The sequence below is a fragment of the Streptomyces sp. NPDC046870 genome (assembly GCF_040704595.1).
Taxonomy (GTDB): domain Bacteria; phylum Actinomycetota; class Actinomycetes; order Streptomycetales; family Streptomycetaceae; genus Streptomyces; species Streptomyces argyrophylli.
On record NZ_JBEYXM010000006.1, the window covers coordinates 31,086 to 50,074 of the forward strand.

The following is an 18,989-nucleotide window of genomic DNA, read 5'->3' on the forward strand; positions in this document are numbered from 1 at the left end:
GATCACCGTCCCCCTTTATTGTCATGATGACGATAAAGGGGGACGACGCATATGCCCAGACAGCCGGCGACCGGGGCACTCCTCGGTCTCGCCCTCGGGGACGCCCTCGGCTACCCGGCCGAGTTCAAGACCGTGCCGCTGATCCTCTCGATGTCCGGGCCGTGGCGGGAGATGCGGCTGCCGGAGCGCGCCCGGGTCTCCGACGACACCCAGATGACCCTCGCCGTCGGCCGCGCGCTCGCCACCGCCCTCGAACGCGGCCCCCTCGCGCCGAAGCGTCTGGAACGGCCCCTGCGCGAGGAGTTCGTGGACTGGTACCAGTCGCCCGAGAACAACCGGGCCCCGGGCAACACCTGCCTGACCGCCTGCCATCTGCTCAAGGCGGAGGGCCGCGCCTGGCAGGACGCCAGCCAGACCGGCTCCAAGGGCTGCGGCGCCAACATGCGGGTCGCCCCGATCGGGCTCGCGCCGGGCCTGAGTGGCGAACAGCGCGCCGGCGCCGCCCAGTTCCAGGCCGCGCTCACCCACGGCCACCCCACCGCACTGGCCGCCTCCGACCTCACCGCCCACGCCGTCCACCTGCTCGCCCGGGGCACCGACCCGGCCGGACTGGTCGGGCAGCTGCGCTCCTACGCCCTCGAGAACCGCACCCGCTACCACCACGCCTGGCTCGGCGACCTGTGGACCCGCGCGCAGGACCCGGGCCCCGAGCAGTTCATCGCGCGCGGCTGGGACGAGTGCCTGGAGATCCTCGGCCGGCTCCAGGCGGCCGTACGGACCGTCTCCCCGGAGACCGATCCGTGCCTGGCCACCGGCGAGGGCTGGATCGCCGAGGAGGCCCTCGCGACCGGGCTGCTGTGCTTCCTGCTCTTCCCCGACGAGCCCGTCACCGCCCTGCGCCGGGCCGCCTGCACGGCCGGCGACTCCGACTCCATCGCCTGCCTCACCGGCGCCTTCGCGGGCGCCTGGCTGGGCGCCGGGGCCTGGCCCGCCGACTGGGCGGAGCGGATCGAGTACCGGGGGGACCTGTTGGCCCTGGGAGCGCTCTGGGACGCTTGAGCCCATGATCGACGATCTCGACCTGGACCTGACCCCGGTGGTCGCGGAACAGCCCGACCCCCTGCTGTTCGCCACCGTCTCCGGGGCCCACCTGTACGGGTTCCCCTCGCAGGACTCCGACGTGGACCTGCGGGGCGTCCACCTGCTGCCCGCCGCCGACCTCGTCGGGCTGCGCGAGCCGGAGGAGACCCGCTCGCGGACCTGGGTCCACTACGGCGTCGAACTGGACCTGGTCACCCACGACCTGCGCAAGTTCGTACGGCTGATGCTCCGCCGCAACGGCTACGTACTGGAGCAGCTGCTCTCGCCCCTGGTCGTGCACACCTCGGAGGCGCACCGGGAGCTGGCCGCCCTGGCCCCCGGTGTCCTCACCGCCCACCACGCCCACCACTACCGGGGGTTCGCGGTGACCCAGTGGCGGCTTTTCGAGAAGACCGGCGAACTCAAGCCGCTGCTCTACACCTTCCGCGTGCTGCTCACCGGCATCCACCTCATGCGCAGCGGCGAGGTCCAGGCCCATCTGCCCACGCTGCTGGACGACATGGGCGGCCCCGGCTACCTGCCCGAGCTGATCGCCGCCAAGCGGGAGCGGGAGCACGGCAAGGCCGACGTCGACCACGCGCGCGTGGAGGCCGACGTGGAGCGGCTGCACACCGTGCTGGACGAGGCGCAGGCCGGTTCAGTCCTGCCCGACGCGGGCGGTGCCCAGGACGCCCTGCACGACCTGGTGGTCCGGCTCCGCCTCAAGGGCTGAGGCCCGGCGCACCCGGTGGAGGAACGCGGCCACGCGCGCGTGGTCCGGCTCCGGCGGCAGCGGGCTGCCCGGCAGGGCCTCCTCGGCCTCGTCGGCCAGCCGGACCATCCACGCCTCCACCCGCGCCCACGGCACCTCGCCGTGCTTCACCGCCAGCAGGCGCCCGCGCTGCTCACCGACGTCGATCCGCAGCTCGCCGGTGCGCAGCAGGTCCCGTGCGCTCATCAGCAGGCGCAGCAGGTGCATCGCGTGCTTCCAGCGCGGGGCGCCCGTCGTGCGGACGTCGGCGTCGAGCTTCCTGCGCTGGCCGAGGGCGTACCGCGTGAAGGTGCCGTACGCCTGCCGGGACAGGAAGGCGCCGCGCAGGGACAGCAGCTCGCGGCCGGTGCCGTCCACGTACTCCACCAGCGGGGAGTGCAGGCACTCCAGGATGTTCGGGTTGCCGCGCAGCGCCAGCTCGCAGAACCGCTCCAGCTCCCAGGAGAACCGCTCCTCGCCCGGCCCCTCCACATGCGTCGGCGGCTTGTCGAACCGCCAGAACAGCGGGGTCGGGGCGAGGAACACCCCGCGCCGGTCGGTGTCGCTGGCGTCCGTCGCCAGACCGAAGGCGCGGGAGCCCATGACACAGGCGTAGACCGTGTGGTCGCGTACGAGATCCTCGGGCCGCATCCCCGGAGCGTACGCGGCGACCCTCAGGTCAGGCGGATGGATTTCCCCTCCACCTCGATCGACCGCCTGGGCAGCGGCCTGGTCGCGGGGCCGTGGGCCACCGAGCCGTCGGCGATGCGGAACCTGCTGCCGTGACAGGGGCAGTCGATGGTGCCGTCCGCCACCGTGTTCACCGTGCAGCCCTGGTGCGTGCAGATCGCCGAGAAGGCCTTGAAGTCACCCTTCTTCGGCTGGGTGACCACCACCTTCTCCTCCTTGAACACCTTGCCGCCGCCCTCCGGGATGTCGCTCGTCCTCGCCAGCGCCTTCCCGCCCGCGCCGGCCCCCTCCGGGGACGACGCCGGCGCCGAAGCCGGGGCCGACGCCGACCGCGAGGCCGACGTGGCCCCACCGCCCTCCTTGCCGCCGCACCCCACACAACCCAGGGCGAGCGCACCGGCGCCCGTGGCGATGACCGTCCGCCGTGTCGCTGGCTGGGGCATGTCAGACCTCCGTACAGACGTGCGTATCGGTGGATACCGGAACTCTCGCATCGTCTCAGCGAGCGAGCGGCGCGCGCCCGTCCCGCGCGGGCTGACTACGCTGGACGGACCAAGAACGGAACACGCACGTCAGCGAGGAGCAGCGCCGTGGCGGTACGAGCGGTCCGGGGGGCCGTCCAACTGGAGCGGGACGAGGCCGGTCACATGGAGGAGCGGGTAGGGGCCCTGCTCACCGCCGTCCTGGAGCGGAACGGGCTGACCGCCGCCGACCTGATCAGCATCTGGTTCACGGCCACCCCCGACCTGCACAGCGACTTCCCGGCCGCCGCCGCCCGCAAGCTCGGCATCGTGGACGTCCCCCTCATCTGCGCGCAGGAACTGGACGTCGAGGGCGCCATGCCCCGCGTCGTGCGGCTCCTCGCGCACATCGAGTCGGACAAGCCCCGCGCCGACATCGCCCACGTCTACCTCGGCGCCGCCGCGGCCCTGCGCAAGGACATCGCCCAGTGAGAACCGCACTCGTCATCGGAACCGGCCTCATCGGCACCTCCGCCGCCCTGGCCCTCACCCAGCGCGGTGTCACCGTCCACCTCGCCGACCACGACCCCGAGCAGGCCCGCACGGCCGCCGCGCTGGGCGCCGGCACCGACCAGGCCCCCGAGCGCCCGGTCGACCTGGCGATCGTGGCGGCCCCGCCTGCCCACGTGGCCCGCGTCCTCGCCGACGCCATGCGCCGGGGCGTGGCCCGCGGCTACGTGGACGTCGCCAGCGTCAAGGGCGGCCCCCGCCGCGAACTGGAGGCGCTCGGCCTGGACCTCGCCGCGTACATCGGCACGCACCCCATGTCCGGCCGCGAGAAGTCCGGCCCGCTGGCCGCCACCGGCGACCTCTTCGAGGGCCGCCCCTGGGTGCTCACCCCGACCCGGGACACCGACACCGAGGTGCTCAACCTCGCCCTGGAACTGGTCTCGCACTGCCGGGCCGTCCCGGTCGTCATGGATGCCGACGCCCACGACCGCGCCGTCGCCCTCGTCTCCCACATGCCCCACCTGGTGTCCAACATGGTCGCCGCGCGTCTGGAGCACGCCGAGGAGGCCGCCGTACGGCTGTGCGGGCAGGGCATCCGGGACGTGACCCGGATCGCCGCCTCCGACCCGGGCATGTGGATCGACATCCTGTCCGCGAACCCGGGACCGGTCGCCGACCTGCTCTCCGACGTCGCCGCCGACCTGGACGAGACGGTCCGGGCACTGCGCGCCCTGCAGTCCGCCGACGAGGCCAAGCGCGGCGAGGGCACCGCCGGGATCGAGGACGTGCTGCGCCGTGGGAACGCGGGCCAGGTGCGGGTACCCGGCAAGCACGGCAGCGCCCCGCGCGCGTACGAGACCGTCGTCGTCCTCATCGACGACCAGCCCGGCCAGCTGGCCCGCATCTTCGCCGACGCGGGCAGGGCGGGGGTCAACATCGAGGACGTCCGGATCGAGCACGCGACGGGGCAGCAGGCCGGTCTGGTCCAGCTGAGCGTCGAACCGAAGGCGGTGCCCGTGCTGGAGGAGGCACTGCGCGAGCGGGGCTGGGCGCTGCGCCGGTAACACCCGGTGAGGGCGCCTCCCGCGAGCCAGTAACCTTGTGCGGGGCGCCCTCGCGCCCCGGACCCCGCTCCCCACCCTTCACCAGGAAGGTGCCCTCCCGTGGAAAACGGCGCCGCCCCGACCGCCAAGCCCGTGATCGTCGCGATCGACGGTCCCTCCGGCACGGGCAAGTCGAGCACGTCGAAGGCCGTGGCCGCACAGCTCGGCCTCAGCTACCTGGACACCGGTGCCCAGTACCGGGCGATCACCTGGTGGATGGTGACCAACGGCATCGACCTGGAGGACCCGACCGCCATCGCGGCCGTCGCCGGCAAGCCGGAGATCGTCTCCGGCACCGACCCGGCCGCCCCGACCATCACGGTCGACGGCGTCGACGTGGCCGGCCCGATCCGCACCCAGGAGGTCACCTCCAAGGTCAGCGCGGTCAGCGCGGTGCCCGAGGTGCGCGCCCGCATCACCGAGCTGCAGCGCTCCCTGGCCGCCGGCGCGGCGAACGGCATCGTGGTCGAGGGCCGGGACATCGGCACGACCGTCCTGCCGGACGCCGACCTGAAGATCTTCCTCACCGCCTCCCCGGAGGCCCGCGCGGCCCGCCGCAGCGGCGAGCTGAAGGGCGCCGACGTCAACGCCACCCGCGAGGCCCTGATCAAGCGGGACGCCGCCGACTCCAGCCGCAAGACCTCGCCGCTCGCCAAGGCCGGCGACGCCGTCGAGGTGGACACCACCGAGCTCACCCTCGCCCAGGTCATCGAGTGCGTCGTCACCCTGGTCGAGGAGAAGCGGGCCGGGAAGTGAGCCGTCCGCCGGTCGCGTCGGAGCGGGGCGCCGAGATCGGGCGGCGCATCGGCGTCGGCCTGATGTACGGGCTGTGGCGGCCGCGCGTGCTCGGCGCCTGGAAGGTGCCGGCCACCGGACCGGTGATCCTCGCGGTGAACCACTCCCACAACATCGACGGCCCGATGGTCATGGGCGTGGCACCCCGGCCGACGCACTTCCTGATCAAGAAGGAAGCCTTCACCGGCCCGCTGGACCCCTTCCTGACCGGCATCGGCCAGCTGAAGGTGGACCGTGCCGCCGCCGACCGCACCGCGATCGGCCAGGCCCTCGACGTGCTGGCGGCCGGGGGAGTGCTGGGCATCTTCCCGGAGGGCACCCGGGGCGAGGGCGACTTCGCCGCGCTGCGGGCCGGGCTGGCCTACTTCGCGGTCCGCAGCGGGGCGCCGATCGTCCCCGTGGCCGTCCTGGGAAGCGCGGAGCGTCCCGGCCGGCTGGTGAAGGCGCTGCCGCCGCTGCGCTCCCGCGTCGACGTCGTCTTCGGCGACCCGTTCCCGGCGGGCGACGGCAGCGGGCGGCGTACGCGCAAGGCGCTGGACGAGGCGACCGAGCGCATCCGCAAGCAGCTCACCAGCCACCTGGAAAACGCCAGGCGCCTGACCGGGCGCCGGGCGACACTTGAGTAGTGGATCAGCCGCTGGACAGCGGTCCACCGATCACCACGAACGAACGAGGTACGGACTTCATGAACGACGACATCCAGCCCGACGGCTCGGACGTGTACGACAACGCGCACGAGTACGAGCACGGGGCTCTCGGCGACGCCGAGTACGCGCAGTTCATGGAGCTCGCCGCGGATGAGGGCTTCGACATCGAGGACGTCGAGGGCGCCATCGAGGCGGCGGGCCACGGTCCGCTGCCCGTGCTCGCCGTCGTCGGCCGTCCCAATGTCGGCAAGTCGACACTGGTGAACCGGATGATCGGCCGCCGTGAGGCGGTCGTGGAGGACCGGCCGGGTGTCACCCGCGACCGCGTCACCTACGAGGCCGAGTGGGCCGGCCGCCGCTTCAAGGTCGTCGACACCGGCGGCTGGGAGCAGGACGTCCTCGGCATCGACGCCTCCGTGGCCGCCCAGGCCGAGTACGCGATCGAGGCGGCCGACGCGGTCGTCTTCGTGGTCGACGCCAAGGTCGGCGCGACCGACACCGACGAGGCGGTCGTCCGGCTGCTGCGCAAGGCCGGCAAGCCGGTCGTGCTGTGCGCCAACAAGGTCGACGGCCCGAGCGGCGAGGCCGACGCGGCCTACCTGTGGAACCTGGGCCTCGGCGAGCCGCACCCGGTCTCGGCCCTGCACGGCCGCGGCACGGGCGACATGCTCGACGCCGTCCTCGAGGTGCTGCCGGACGCGCCCGAGCAGTCCTTCGGCACCGCGATCGGCGGCCCCCGGCGCGTGGCCCTGATCGGCCGCCCCAACGTCGGCAAGTCCTCGCTGCTGAACAAGGTGGCCGGCGAGGAACGCGTCGTCGTCAACGAGCTGGCGGGCACCACCCGCGACCCGGTGGACGAGATCATCGAACTCGGCGGCAAGACCTGGAAGTTCGTGGACACCGCCGGTATCCGCAAGCGGGTCCACCTCCAGCAGGGCGCCGACTACTACGCCTCGCTGCGCACGGCCGCCGCCGTGGAGAAGGCCGAGGTCGCCGTCGTGCTGATCGACGCCTCCGAGTCCATCTCCGTGCAGGACCAGCGGATCATCAGCATGGCGGTCGAGGCGGGCCGCGCGATGGTCATCGCCCTCAACAAGTGGGACACGCTGGACGAGGAGCGCCGCTACTACCTGGAGCGGGAGATCGAGACCGAGCTGGGCCAGGTCGCCTGGGCGCCCCGGGTCAACGTCTCGGCGCGCACCGGCCGGCACATGGAGAAGCTGGTCCCGGCGATCGAGACGGCGCTGGCCGGCTGGGAGACGCGCGTGCCCACGGGCCGGCTGAACGCATTCCTCGGCGAGCTGGTCGCGGCCCACCCGCACCCCGTCCGGGGCGGCAAGCAGCCGCGCATCCTGTTCGGCACCCAGGCCGGCACCAAGCCGCCGCGGTTCGTGCTCTTCGCCTCCGGCTTCATCGAGGCGGGCTACCGGCGCTTCATCGAGCGCCGCCTGCGCGAGGAGTTCGGCTTCGAGGGCACCCCGATCCACATCTCGGTACGGGTGCGCGAGAAGCGCGGCGCGAAGAAGAAGTAACGGCGGTACGGCGAGGAGGGCGGCCCTGGTGTTCCAGGGCCGCCCTCCTCGTCCGTGTGCCCGTCACGCACCCCGGCGCGGCCCCGGCGGCAGGGCGGCCGCGGCCGGCACGTGGTGCATCCCCGTCTCGTGCTGCCGGCCCAGCGTGCCGACCCGCTGCCACTGCGACTGCTGCCGGGCGCTGTAGGCCCCCGCGCTGTAGGCGCTGTAGGAGCTGCTGAACGACCCCGCCCGGTGCCCGCCGTGCCCGCCGTGCCCGCCGTACGTGCCCGAACCGTCCGGGAGGTCCCCGAAGGCGCTGAACCCGAGCTCCTCCTCACCGCTGCGGTCCCCCGGCAGCGTGCGGAAGGTCCTGACCCACTCCGCGTAGAGCGAGTCGTAGATCGGCGTGGCCGAGGACCCGCCGGACGGCTCGTGCGCCGACCGGGCGGACGGCACGGAGGAGAAGGACCGGCGGGGAGGAGTGTCGTATGCGTGCACGTATGTCCAAACGACCGTAACCGGAAAGAGATGCGGCCGGCCGGCCCACCGGGGCTCAGGTGCCCGCGAGGGGAAGCGCGGCGGCGACCAGCCGGCCGCCCGCGGCGGCCCTGTCCAGCGCGTCCCGCAGCAGGTCCTCCCGCGGCTGGCGCCCGATGGACCCGACCGGCGCGGCGAACATCAGCACCTGCTGGTGCTTGTTCGCGGCGGCCCGCCAGCTGTCGGTCACCTGGAGCGGCTGGTGCGCCTGCCACCAGGCCACCGGCTGCCCGCCGGCCGCCGACGGCTGGAGCACCGCGTGCAGCTGGCCCACGGCCAGCAGGACGGACCAGCCGTGCAGCACCGGCGGGACGGACGCCAGCTCGGTCACCGGCATGAAGCCCTGCTCGATGAGCAGCGGCAGGAAGTCGTCGCCCGTGCCGGTGGTGCCCGGACGGACGATCGGCGAGGTCGGCTCGACGACGAGCGCGGGGTGCAGTTCGCCGTCGACCAGGACGAGTCCGCTGGTCACGCCGAGCACCGCCTGCTCGGGCACGGAGGTGCGCGGCTCACCGACGGCCGGGTCGCCGCCGACGGCGCCGATGGAGCGGACGGCGCCCTGGAGCTGCTCCTCCGTCACCTGGACGACCTGCGAGGGCAGACAGCTGGCGTGGGCGAAGGCGAGGACGGCGGTCTCGTCGCCGACGAACAGAACGGTGCTGGTGCGCTCCTGCTCGGAGTCGCCCGGGGTGCGACAGGACGTGCAGTCGTAACTGCCCGGGGCGTTCTCTCCGGCGAGCAGCCGGTCGGCTTCTTCGTCGCCGATCTCGGCGCGTACGGCGTCGCTGACGTCGAGCATGCGCGGCACGGGTGGCTCCCTCGGGATGCGGTGCAGGGTCGGCCGGGTGGCTCCCGGCCGATGAGCCCCGGGGTTCCGGGCTCATGAAGAAGACAACGGGCGTCCTGTGGTGGTGGTCACGCCCCGGGCGCGACCGGTTCGCACCGTCCACCGCGTACGGTCACCAGCGGTGCGGAATCGAACACTCACGGTCAAGTCCGTCCGCCGTCAAGGAACTTGAAGGAGTGAAGTGGGTCACAGGTCGCGTCGGCCGGTGGTCGACAAATCAGGAAATCAACGGATGTAGTGGGTGGCCGAAAATCGCCGATACCCGAGGTAACAGGCAAGTGGCCTGGAACGACGGCGAGTTGGTTGATTCCCCCCGCTCGTCCTCCTTACATTCCTCCGCCGTGTGCAACGAGCACCGCTCGGGTACGTCCGCCGGCCGGCACCAGGCAGCGCAGGATCGCCGACACCGGTCACGGCGGGCGGGGCGGGCGCGAGGAACCGCGGTCCTACGCGGTGAGCCGCGCTCCGCCTTGGGGGAGCCCGGGTTCGTGGAGAGGGAACTACATGTCCGAGTGTGCCGATACCACCCGTAGCACCGCCCGTCCCGACGGCGCCCGTTCCGACGGCGCCCGCAGGGGCCGTACGACGGCCGCGCTCGCCGGAGCCGCCCTGCTGGCCCCGCTGGGACTGCTGGCAGCGACCGGCAACGCCACCGCGGCGGACAACGGGGTGTGGGACCGCATCGCCCAGTGCGAGAGCGGCGGCAACTGGCACATCAACACCGGCAACGGCTACTACGGCGGGCTCCAGTTCTCCGCCGGCACCTGGCGCGCGTACGGCGGGACCGCCTACGCCCCGACGGCCGACCAGGCCTCCAGGAGCGCGCAGATCGCCGTCGCCACCAGGGTCCAGCAGGCCCAGGGCTGGGGCGCCTGGCCGGTCTGCTCGGGCCGGGCCGGAGCCTCCGGCGCCGCCCCGGCGGCGGCCCGCACCGGCTCCTCCGGCACGGCGGCCCGCACCAGCGGCGCGACGACGAAGTCCGCCCCCGCCCGGTCCACCCCGGCACAGGCGCCACAACGCCCCGCGGCCACCACCCACCGTGGTGCCCCGCACGGTGACTACACCGTCCGCCAGGGCGACACCCTGAGCACCATCGCGACCCGGCACGGCACCACCTGGCAGCGGATCTACGCCGCCAACAGGGCCGTCATCGGCGACGACCCGAACCTGATCGTGCCCGGGCAGCGCCTCGCGCTCTGAGCCCGGCCCGCGAGGCGGACGGCCGCTGCTTCCCTCGGGGACAGCGGCTGTCCGCGTCCCCTGGCAGACCCGGGCCCGTGCCTGCCGCGCTGCGGCGAGCCTCGGCGTGATGGTTGCTCACCTGCTGATGCCGGGCCTGCCGTTCGAGGGAACGAGCCGGCCGGGCTAACCGGCGCCGTCAGGAGGCTTCGGGACGGGCTTGATGGCGCTTTGGCTCGGGCTGCGGGGCCTGGGCCGCGTACTCCGGGTGGTGCAGGTCGAACGCCGGGGACTCCGAGCGGATCCGGGGCAGGGTGACGAAGTTGTGCCGGGGCGGCGGGCAGGACGTGGCCCACTCCAGCGACCGGCCGTAGCCCCAGGGGTCGTCGGTGTCCACCCTCTCCCCGTACACGGCGGTCTTCCAGACGTTGTAGAGGAACGGCAGCGTCGACAGGCCCAGCAGGAAGGAACCGATGGTCGACACCGTGTTGAGCGTGGTGAACCCGTCGGCGGCCAGGTAGTCGGCGTACCGGCGGGGCATCCCCCCGGCGCCCAGCCAGTGCTGCACCAGGAACGTGGCGTGGAAGCCCACGAACAAGGTCCAGAACTGGATCTTCCCCAGCCGCTCGTCCAGCATCTTGCCGGTGAACTTCGGCCACCAGAAGTAGAAGCCGCCGAAGACCGCGAAGACGACCGTGCCGAAGACCACGTAGTGGAAGTGGGCGACGACGAAGTACGAGTCCGTCACGTGGAAGTCCATCGGCGGGGACGCCAGGATCACCCCGGTCAGCCCGCCGAGCAGGAACGTGGCCAGGAAGCCCATCGCCCACAGCATCGGCGTCTCGAAGGACAGCGAACCCTTGATCATCGTGCCGGTCCAGTTGAAGAACTTCACCCCCGTCGGCACCGCGATCAGGAACGACATGAAGGAGAAGAACGGCAGCAGCACCGCGCCCGTGGCGAACATGTGGTGCGCCCACACCACCATGGACAGCCCGGTGATCGCCATCGTCGCGCCGACCAGTGTCAGATAGCCGAAGATCGGCTTCCGGCTGAACACCGGGATGATCTCCGTGATGATCCCGAAGAACGGCAGCGCGATGATGTACACCTCGGGGTGCCCGAAGAACCAGAACAGGTGCTGCCACAGCAGCGCCCCGCCGTTCGGCGCCTGGAACACCTGCGAGCCGAACCGCCGGTCCGACTCCAGCACAAGCAGCGCCGCCGCCAGCACCGGGAACGCCATCAGGATCATGATCGACGTGAAGAGCGTGTTCCAGGTGAAGATCGGCAGCCGGAACATCGTCATGCCCGGCGCGCGCATCCCGATGATGGTGGCGAGGAAGTTGACCGCGCCGAGGATCGTCCCGAAGCCGGCCAGCGCCAGGCCCATGATCCACAGGTCCGGTCCGACGCCGGGGGAGTGCCGGGCGTCGTTGAGCGGCGCGTAGGCGAACCAGCCGAAGGCGGCCGGCCCGGTGGGCACCAGCAGCGAGCCGAGCACGATGAGCCCGCCGAACGCGAAGAGCCAGTACGACAGCATGTTCAGCCGGGGGAAGGCCACGTCCGGGGAGCCGATCTGCAACGGCATCAGCTCGTTGGCGAAGCCCGCGAAGCTGGGGGTCGCGAACAGCAGCAGCATGATGGTGCCGTGCAGCGTGAACAACTGGTTGTACTGGTTGTTGCCCATGAGCTGAAGCCCCGGCCGGGCGAGTTCCGCGCGCATCAGCAGCGCCATGACCCCGCCCGCCAGGAAGAACCCGAAGCCCGTGATCAGGTACAGGTGGCCGATCTTCTTGTGGTCGGTGGTCGTGAGCCAGTCCACCACCAGCCGGCCGGCCCTGGCCCGGCGCACCGGCCGCGCCGGCGCCCCTGCCGTCTCGGTCCGCATCGCTCGCTCGCCCCTTCGCATCGTCGCGCCCGCGCCCGCGGCTCCCGCGGCGCGCACCCGCCAGCTGCCGCCCTGGGGCTCGCCGGGCGCGCGCTCCGACAGGGCGCGTCCGGCGGTTGTGTGCTGAATCCGTGAATTTCCCATGTGGCGTCAGCTGCCGTGGCGCCACCGCGGATTGCGGGGAATCGCGGTCCCGGGCCCGCCCCGATCCCCACTGCGGCACTTTCCGCCGGGTAATTCGGAGCGGCCCTCCGACACGCGTGAATTCTGTTCGAATACCCCGATGGGCCCAACGGAAACCCTCGTTCGTGTGACCCGCCGTCGCAGCCGATGATGTGACCGTGGCCGAAACGGGGTCGCAGTGGCTGTGACAGAAGTGTGACGGGAGCCGGATACGGCTCTTACCCGTCCGTGCCCCGCTTCCGTCACCGCCGGTCGCGGCCTAGCGTGGCCGCATGGCACCGATTCCCACTCCGTCAGCGGAGCCCCAGGACAGCCCGGACGGGTACGTCGGCCTCGAAGCGGCGCACGCCGAACGGCTCGCGCGGCAGCGCGGCTGGTCGACGGTGCGGTCGCTGCCGCCGGGCGCGATCATCACCATGGAGTACCGGGCCGGACGGCTGAACTTCGAGGTGCGGGACGGCCGGGTGGCCCGCGCCTGGAAGGGCTGACGACCCGTTCCCGGCCTCCGACGCCCGAAGGCCCCGCTCCACGGCAGGAGCGGGGCCTTCGGCATGGCGTGGGGCGGTGGTGCGTACCGGGCCCCGTGCCGGTGGCGGCCCGTCAGCCGCCCGTCAGCGGCCGGGCCGGCTGGGACGTGCCGCGCGGGAGGCGGTCGGCGTGCGGCGGGCGGCGGCTGCCCGCCGGGGTGACCGGGGTGCGTTCCGAACGGGCCGTGTGCGGCCCCGGCGCGAGGTGCGCCAGGCCCCGCGAGGACCGGGTGGAGGCCACCGGCTCGCGGGCCGGCACCGGCTGTTCGGCCGGCAGGTCGCGCGGCCTGAACGGCACCGGCGTGACCGGCACGGCCGGTCCGGGCGCGGGCAGGCCGCGGCGGGCACGCCAGCGGTCGCGCAGGTCGAAGAGCCCCAGCTCGGCCCTGGCGATCAGCGGCTCGAACCAGGGCAGGGCGAGCAGGATCAGCAGACCGGCGGCCCAGCCCAGCAGCACGTCGCTCAGCCAGTGCGTACCGAGGTAGACGGTGGTGAGGCCGACGCCGAGCGAGGTGACCGCGGAGAGGGCCGACAGCCAGCGGCGCGCCGTCGGGGTGGAGGCCAGATACGCCAGGATTCCCCAGGTCACCACCGCGTTGGCGGTGTGGCCGCTGGGGAATATATCGCCGCCCAGGCCCATCTCGTTCGAGCCGATCACGGTCGCGTAGTGCGGACCGAGCCGCCCCATGCCGAGCTTGGCGGCGCCGACCGTGATGTTCAGCAGGAGCAGCGAGGTGGCCAGGGTGAGCAGCGGGCGGAGGGTGTGCTGCCGCCAGGAGCGCCAGCCGAGCCAGGCCGCGACCATCACGGCGGTCGGGCCGCGCTGGCCCAGCACCACGTAGTAGTCGAGGAACGCGTGGATCTCGGGCCACTGCTGGTACGGCCGGAAGAACATGACCTGCCAGTCCAGCCGGACCAGCCAGGAGGTCGTCACGACGGCCCACACGATCGCCAGGTAGAAAGCCAGGGTCGCGGAGAACAGAACGACCCGGTGCCGGCTCATCCTCGGCACATCGATGTGGGCCGGTCGTTCCGGCTCACGGTCCAGTCTGGCGAACACCCGGTCCAGACGCCGGGTGAGGTTTCGTTCGGTACGCACCCAATCGACGTTACAGCGAGTGAGCGGTGTTCCCGGTCGAAACAGCGTCTTTGTGATGACGATGTGATGTGGGAAACCTCTCAAGGGCGGCCCCAATTCTCGGGATTCCGCAATCCTGTGAGTCCGATCGGGCCAATTCCTTTGATCATGCCGGGTGTTGTTTATATGGCGCTTATGAATGTGTTAACCCGGTCCTGGTGCGCAATTCTCCGGGGCGTCATCGGACGGCCCGGCCGGTCACGGCGGCCCGGAGCCGTTCAGCCAGAAGGCCCCGTAGACCGCCGCCGCGACCGCCAACCCCGCCGTGAGCAGGGCCGATCGGGACGTACGCGGCCGGGCCAGGGCACGGGCGAGCGGCAGCAGCAGCGGGAAGGCGGGCATCAGCAGCCGCGGCTTGGAGCCGAAGTAGCTCGAAGCGCACAGGGCGAGGGCGAGCACGACGCCCGTGTAGACCAGCAGTTCGACGGGCTGGCGCGCGCGGACCCCGGTGACGTACAGCCAGATCAGCAGGGCCACCCCGGCGATCAGGCCGAGACCGGCGAGAGCGGACGGAACGGACGTGAACTTGTCGGCCACGAAGCGGGCGAAGGCGTAGCCGCCGTCGAAGCCGTTGCGCCATCCGGCTTGCACGTCCAGATAGCCGAGGGGGCCCTTGCCGGTGCGGTGGCCGACCCAGAGGACGTAGCCGGCGGCCCCGAGCGGAGCGAGCAGCATGCCGAGCGCGCGCCGCCGGCCGGGGGCGTACGGGGTGACGAGTGCGCCGGGTCCGGGCGCGGGCGCGTGTCCGCCCTCGTGCACGCCCGGCGCGTGCCGCGTGCCGCGCTCTCGCCCGAACGAGACCAACGCGTCGCGCTCCCGCCTGAACGAGAGCGCGCCCGCCACCCACACGGCGGCGACGACCGCCGCCCCCACCGGCCGGGTCAGCCCGGCCAGGGCCGCCAGCGTGCCCGCGGCCACCCAGCGCCCGGTCAGCACCGCGTACAGCGACCAGGCCGCCAGCGCCGTGAACAGCGACTCGCTGTACGCCATCGACTGCACGATCCCGACCGGCAGCACCGCCCACAGCAGCACCGCGCACACCCCGACCCGGGGGCCGTACACGCGGTCCGCGACCGCGAAGATCCCGGCCGCCGCGGCGAGCGAGGCCACCAGACTCACCGCGAACCCGGCCCCCGCGTACGACAGCGGGGTGACCGTGTGCAGCAGCCGTTCCAGCCAGGGCAGCAGCGGGAAGAACGCGAGGTTGGAGTGGACGTCCCCGTTCGGCAGCCGGACCTCGTAGCCGTACCCCAGCTCGGCGACCCGCGTGTACCAGAGCGAGTCCCAGCGCGCGGTCAGCAAGGTGAACGCGTTCTTGCCGCGCGCGGCGCTCCACACCGCCAGCACCACAAGACCCAGGGCGCGGACCGCCGCATAGCCCAGGAGGGCCCGAACGGCCCGGCGCGGGAGAGGGGCGCGGGTCGGGGCCACGCGCGTCGCGAGATCGGTCACGGGCTCGATTATCGACCGCGCGCTCCACCGGACCTCCCGCCGGGTCGGGGTCAAGAGGGTCCGACGTGGCGTACGCCACACGGGTTCCCTCCGGTGGGTGAGAGGTCCGCCACGTGACCGCGCGGCGGACTCGCGTACTGTGACGAGTCACCCGCGTGGGTAAGCGCGGGCCGGAGACACCGCTCCTCTCCGGCCGTACGACAGGGGGTCCCCACCCCGTCGGTCCGCCCCGCACGAGGGAGCATCTGGGAGGTACGTACATGTCCGGGACGACCACGGCCGCCGTACGGCCGCGCCGTCGGGTGCCCGGGGCAGGTGCCAACCGCTGGGTCGTCCTCGTCGTGCTCTGCGTCAGCCTGCTGCTCGTCGCGCTCGACGCGACCGTGCTGCACGTGGCGGTCCCCGCCGTCACCGAGGACCTCAAGCCCGGCGCCATCGAACTGCTCTGGATCGTCGACGTCTATCCGCTGGTCTGCGCCTCGCTGCTGATCCTCTTCGGCACCCTCGGCGACCGGGTCGGCCGCAGACGCGTCCTGCTGCTCGGCTACGCCCTCTTCGGGGTCGCCTCCGCCGTGGCCGCGTTCGCGCCGACCGCCGAGATGCTCATCGTGGCCCGCGCGCTGCTCGGCGTCGGCGGCGCCATGATCATGCCGGCCACCCTGTCGATCCTGCGCCAGGTCTTCCCCGACCGGCGCGAGCGTGCCCTCGCCATCGGGGTCTGGAGCGCGGTCGCGGCGGTCGGCGCGGCGGTCGGGCCGCTGCTCGGCGGCTTCCTGCTGGAGCACTTCTGGTGGGGCGCGGTCTTCCTGGTCAACATCCCGCTGATGCTGGTGAGCCTGCCGGTGGGCCGGGTGCTGCTGCCCGAATCCCGGGGCGACGGCGAGGGCCCCTGGGACGTGACCGGCGCGCTGATGGCGGCGGCCGGGCTGTTCGGCGTGGTCTTCGGCGTGAAGCGGCTCGGCGGCGCCGAGGCGGTCGCGAGCCCCCTCACCGTGCTGCCGCTGCTGACCGGCGCCGCTCTCCTCGTCCTCTTCGTACGGCGCCAGCGGCGGCTCGCGCATCCGCTGGTGGACCTGCGCATGTTCCGCCGGCCGGCGTTCAGCACCTCGGTGGGCTGCATCGTGCTGGCCATGCTCGCGCTGGTCGGCCTGGAGCTGATCGCCGCCCAGTACCTGCAACTGGTGCTCGGCCTGTCCCCGCTGCAGACCGGCCTGCGACTGCTGCCCCTCACGCTCGCCGCGATGGCGGCCGGCCTCGCGGGCGCGCGCATGCTGCGCCGCTTCGGTCCGCGCCGCATGGTGTGCTTCGGCTTCTGCCTGACGGCCGCGGCGGTGCTGACGCTGACGGGCATGGGCGGCACCGACGACCCGACCCTGCTGCTGGCCGGTTTCGTGCTGCTGGGCTTCGGCCTGGAGACCACGCTCTTCGGGGCCTACGAGTCGATGCTCAGCGAGGCCCCGGCCGACCAGGCCGGCGGCGCGGCGGCCATCGGCGAGACGTCGTACCAGCTCGGGGCCGGTATCGGCATCGCGCTGCTGGGCAGCGTGATGAACGCGGCCTACGCGCCGGGGCTGCGGTCGGTGCCGGGCGTGCCCCGGCCCGCCTCGGACGCGGCGGGTCACTCGCTCGGCGAGGCGTACGAGGTCTCCGGACGGCTCGGCGGTACGGCCGGGGCCGCGCTGCGCCGCGCCGCGCGCGAGTCCTTCGTGCACGGGCTGCATGTGACGCTGCTGGTGAGCGCCGGTCTGTTGCTGCTGGGAGCCGTGATGGCCCTGCGGCTGCCGTGGCTCATGCAGTGCGGTGAGGAGCCGGCGGGCGGTGAACCGGCGGGCGGCGAGCGCGCGCTGCCGTCGCCGCGCGAGGCCGAGGCCGCGGCCGGGAAGCCGCGGGTCACCGCCTGACCTCCTCTGGACGTGCGGGACACCGCGCCGTAACGTCGGCCGGAGAGCCGTAACTAGCGTTGCTAGTTTTGCCGACGTCCCGTGTGGCGTCCCGTGTTCCGGAGGGTGTTCCATGTCCGCGTCCGCGAAGCTGCCCCCGTTCGATGCCGCCGACCCGCTCGGGATCGACGACCTGCTGGAGCCGGAGGACCTGGCCGTCCGGGACACCGTCCGCACCTGGGCGGCCGACCGTGTGCTGCCGTACGTCGCCGACTGGTACGAGAAGGGTGAACTGCCCGGCATCCGGGACCTCGCCCGGGAACTCGGCTCGATCGGCGCCCTCGGCATGTCCCTCAGCGGCTACGGCTGCGCGGGCGCGAGCGCTGTCCAGTACGGCCTGGCCTGCCTCGAACTGGAGGCGGCCGACTCGGGCATCCGGTCGCTGGTCTCCGTGCAGGGCTCCCTCGCGATGTACGCCATCCACCGGTTCGGCAGCGAGGAGCAGAAGCTCCAGTGGCTGCCGCGCATGGCGGCCGGCGAGGTGATCGGCTGCTTCGGGCTGACCGAGCCCGACCACGGCTCCGACCCCGCCTCGATGCGCACCCGCGCCAAGCGGGACGGCGAGGACTGGGTGCTCGACGGCCGCAAGATGTGGATCACCAACGGCTCGGTCGCCGGGGTGGCCGTCGTCTGGGCGCAGACGGAGGAGGGCATCCGCGGTTTCGTCGTCCCCACCGACAGCCCCGGCTTCTCGGCACCGGAGATCAAGCACAAGTGGTCCCTGCGCGCCTCCGTCACCAGCGAACTCGTCCTGGACGGCGTACGGCTGCCCGCCACGGCCGTGCTGCCGGAGGTCACCGGGCTGCGCGGACCGCTCAGCTGTCTGTCCCACGCCCGCTACGGCATCGTCTGGGGCGCGATGGGCGCCGCCCGCAGCAGTTTCGAGGCGGCCCTCGACTACGCGCGGTCACGGGAGCAGTTCGGGCGGCCCATCGGCGGCTTCCAGCTCACCCAGGCCAAGCTCGCCGACATGGCCGTGGAACTGCACAAGGGGATTCTGCTCGCCCACCATCTGGGGCGGCGGATGGACGCCGGCCGCCTGCGTCCCGAGCAGGTCAGCTTCGGCAAGCTCAACAACGTCCGCGAGGCCATCGAGATCTGCCGCACGGCGCGGACGATCCTCGGGGCCAACGGGATCTCCCTGGAGTACCCGGTGATGCGGCACGCGACCAACCTGGAGTCGGTGCTCACCTACGAGGGCACCGTCGAGATGCACCAGCTCGTACTGGGCAAGGCGCTCACCGGGCTCGACGCCTTCCGGTGAGCACCGGGGCGGGGGCGGGGCCGGTGCGGCGGCCCCGCCTCAGCTCTGGTTGAAGAAGCCGTCCGAGCGGTGGGCGGACGCCTCGCCGCTGATGATCTCGGTGTCGGCCGGGGTGAGCAGGAACACCCGGTTCGAGACGCGGTCGATCGAGCCGCGCAGACCGAAGATGAGCCCCGCCGCGAAGTCCACGACCCGCTTGGCGTCGCCGGGCTCCATGTTGGTGAGGTTCATGATGACCGGGACGCCGTCCCGGAACAGCTCGCCGATGGCGCGGGCGTCCCGGAAGCTGTCCGGGGTCACCGTGCCGATCCGGCGGCCCTTGTCCTCGGCCGTGTCCGTGGCCACCTTCACCCGGGGGTCGGTGACCCAGGCGTCCCCGGACTCGGTGCCCTCGGAGTAGTCGTCGTCGTAGTAGCGCTCGTCATCGTTGTCGTCGACGAGGCCGAGCCACGCACTCGCCTTGCGTACCGATCCCATGGA

General features: G+C 72.6%; 19 protein-coding genes. 11 read left to right on the forward strand and 8 right to left on the reverse strand.

Annotation, left to right across the window (positions count from 1 at the left end):
• Nucleotides 1–51: 51 nt before the first annotated feature.
• Nucleotides 52–1,059 (forward strand): ADP-ribosylglycohydrolase family protein, encoded by a 1,008-nt coding sequence (locus AB0946_RS15555; RefSeq protein ID WP_366761128.1) that lies wholly within the window; start codon nt 52–54, stop codon nt 1,057–1,059.
• 4 nt (nt 1,060–1,063) lie between these two features.
• On the forward strand, nt 1,064–1,813 hold the full coding sequence (locus AB0946_RS15560) for a nucleotidyltransferase domain-containing protein (RefSeq protein ID WP_366761129.1): 750 nt from the start codon (nt 1,064–1,066) through the stop codon (nt 1,811–1,813).
• On the opposite strand, the gene AB0946_RS15565 is transcribed toward AB0946_RS15560, so the two are convergent.
• Nucleotides 1,739–2,482 carry a nucleotidyltransferase domain-containing protein gene (locus AB0946_RS15565; RefSeq protein WP_366761130.1) on the reverse strand — a complete coding sequence of 248 codons (744 nt, stop codon included), beginning with the start codon at nt 2,480–2,482 and terminating at the stop codon, nt 1,739–1,741. The genes AB0946_RS15560 and AB0946_RS15565 overlap by 75 nt on opposite strands.
• Nucleotides 2,483–2,505: 23 nt before the next feature.
• On the reverse strand, nt 2,506–2,964 hold the full coding sequence (locus tag AB0946_RS15570; RefSeq protein WP_366761131.1) for a Rieske (2Fe-2S) protein: 459 nt from the start codon (nt 2,962–2,964) through the stop codon (nt 2,506–2,508).
• A 147-nt stretch (nt 2,965–3,111) separates the two neighbouring features.
• Here AB0946_RS15570 and aroH point away from each other — a divergent pair, with 147 nt between their 5' ends.
• The 5 genes from aroH to der all read left to right on the forward strand — a co-directional run bounded on the left by aroH (nt 3,112) and on the right by der (nt 7,569).
• Entirely contained in the window at nt 3,112–3,474 is a 363-nt protein-coding gene (gene aroH, locus AB0946_RS15575; protein WP_366761133.1) for a chorismate mutase, read from the forward strand.
• A complete protein-coding gene (locus tag AB0946_RS15580; RefSeq protein ID WP_366761134.1) occupies nt 3,471–4,556 on the forward strand; it encodes a prephenate dehydrogenase in 1,086 nt (361 codons plus the stop codon). Before aroH ends, AB0946_RS15580 begins: the two co-directional genes overlap by 4 nt.
• A gap of 99 nt (nt 4,557–4,655) precedes the next feature.
• A complete protein-coding gene (gene cmk / locus AB0946_RS15585) occupies nt 4,656–5,351 on the forward strand; it encodes a (d)CMP kinase (RefSeq protein WP_366761135.1) in 696 nt (231 codons plus the stop codon).
• Nucleotides 5,348–6,016: a lysophospholipid acyltransferase family protein gene (locus AB0946_RS15590; protein ID WP_366761136.1), complete on the forward strand. Its 669-nt coding sequence runs from the start codon at nt 5,348–5,350 to the stop codon at nt 6,014–6,016. The genes cmk and AB0946_RS15590 overlap by 4 nt, the downstream gene beginning before the upstream one ends.
• 59 nt (nt 6,017–6,075) lie before the next feature.
• On the forward strand, nt 6,076–7,569 hold the full coding sequence (gene der / locus AB0946_RS15595) for a ribosome biogenesis GTPase Der (protein WP_366761137.1): 1,494 nt from the start codon (nt 6,076–6,078) through the stop codon (nt 7,567–7,569).
• Between the two features lie 63 nt (nt 7,570–7,632).
• Here der and AB0946_RS15600 read toward each other — a convergent pair whose 3' ends face one another.
• Together AB0946_RS15600 and AB0946_RS15605 are read right to left on the reverse strand one after the other, a co-directional pair.
• Nucleotides 7,633–8,049 carry a hypothetical protein gene (locus AB0946_RS15600; protein WP_366761138.1) on the reverse strand — a complete coding sequence of 139 codons (417 nt, stop codon included), beginning with the start codon at nt 8,047–8,049 and terminating at the stop codon, nt 7,633–7,635.
• Between the two features lie 55 nt (nt 8,050–8,104).
• The gene (locus tag AB0946_RS15605) at nt 8,105–8,896 is read right to left on the reverse strand and encodes a hypothetical protein (RefSeq protein WP_366761140.1); all 792 of its coding nucleotides are present in this window, start codon (nt 8,894–8,896) and stop codon (nt 8,105–8,107) included.
• Between the two features lie 543 nt (nt 8,897–9,439).
• Between AB0946_RS15605 and AB0946_RS15610 the strand changes: the two genes are divergently transcribed.
• Complete coding sequence (locus AB0946_RS15610) at nt 9,440–10,135, forward strand: transglycosylase family protein (protein ID WP_366761141.1); 696 nt, start codon at nt 9,440–9,442, stop codon at nt 10,133–10,135.
• Between the two features lie 178 nt (nt 10,136–10,313).
• On the opposite strand, the gene ctaD is transcribed toward AB0946_RS15610, so the two are convergent.
• Nucleotides 10,314–12,005 carry a cytochrome c oxidase subunit I gene (gene ctaD / locus AB0946_RS15615; RefSeq protein WP_366761142.1) on the reverse strand — a complete coding sequence of 564 codons (1,692 nt, stop codon included), beginning with the start codon at nt 12,003–12,005 and terminating at the stop codon, nt 10,314–10,316.
• A gap of 455 nt (nt 12,006–12,460) precedes the next feature.
• Here ctaD and AB0946_RS15620 point away from each other — a divergent pair, with 455 nt between their 5' ends.
• On the forward strand, nt 12,461–12,676 hold the full coding sequence (locus tag AB0946_RS15620) for an I78 family peptidase inhibitor (RefSeq protein ID WP_366750651.1): 216 nt from the start codon (nt 12,461–12,463) through the stop codon (nt 12,674–12,676).
• Nucleotides 12,677–12,788: 112 nt separating this feature from the next.
• Here the strand turns inward: AB0946_RS15620 and AB0946_RS15625 are convergent, their stop codons facing one another.
• The gene (locus AB0946_RS15625) at nt 12,789–13,814 is read right to left on the reverse strand and encodes a phosphatase PAP2 family protein (protein ID WP_366761143.1); all 1,026 of its coding nucleotides are present in this window, start codon (nt 13,812–13,814) and stop codon (nt 12,789–12,791) included.
• A 237-nt stretch (nt 13,815–14,051) separates the two neighbouring features.
• Nucleotides 14,052–15,305, reverse strand: coding sequence for a glycosyltransferase family 39 protein (locus tag AB0946_RS15630; protein WP_366761144.1), 1,254 nt, complete (start codon nt 15,303–15,305; stop codon nt 14,052–14,054).
• A 260-nt stretch (nt 15,306–15,565) separates the two neighbouring features.
• Here AB0946_RS15630 and AB0946_RS15635 point away from each other — a divergent pair, with 260 nt between their 5' ends.
• Entirely contained in the window at nt 15,566–17,206 is a 1,641-nt protein-coding gene (locus AB0946_RS15635; protein ID WP_366761145.1) for an MFS transporter, read from the forward strand.
• A gap of 112 nt (nt 17,207–17,318) precedes the next feature.
• Entirely contained in the window at nt 17,319–18,509 is a 1,191-nt protein-coding gene (locus AB0946_RS15640; protein ID WP_366761146.1) for an acyl-CoA dehydrogenase family protein, read from the forward strand.
• Nucleotides 18,510–18,548: 39 nt separating this feature from the next.
• On the opposite strand, the gene AB0946_RS15645 is transcribed toward AB0946_RS15640, so the two are convergent.
• Nucleotides 18,549–18,986, reverse strand: coding sequence for a cell division protein SepF (locus AB0946_RS15645; protein ID WP_103812297.1), 438 nt, complete (start codon nt 18,984–18,986; stop codon nt 18,549–18,551).
• Between the last annotated feature and the right edge of the window lie 3 nt (nt 18,987–18,989).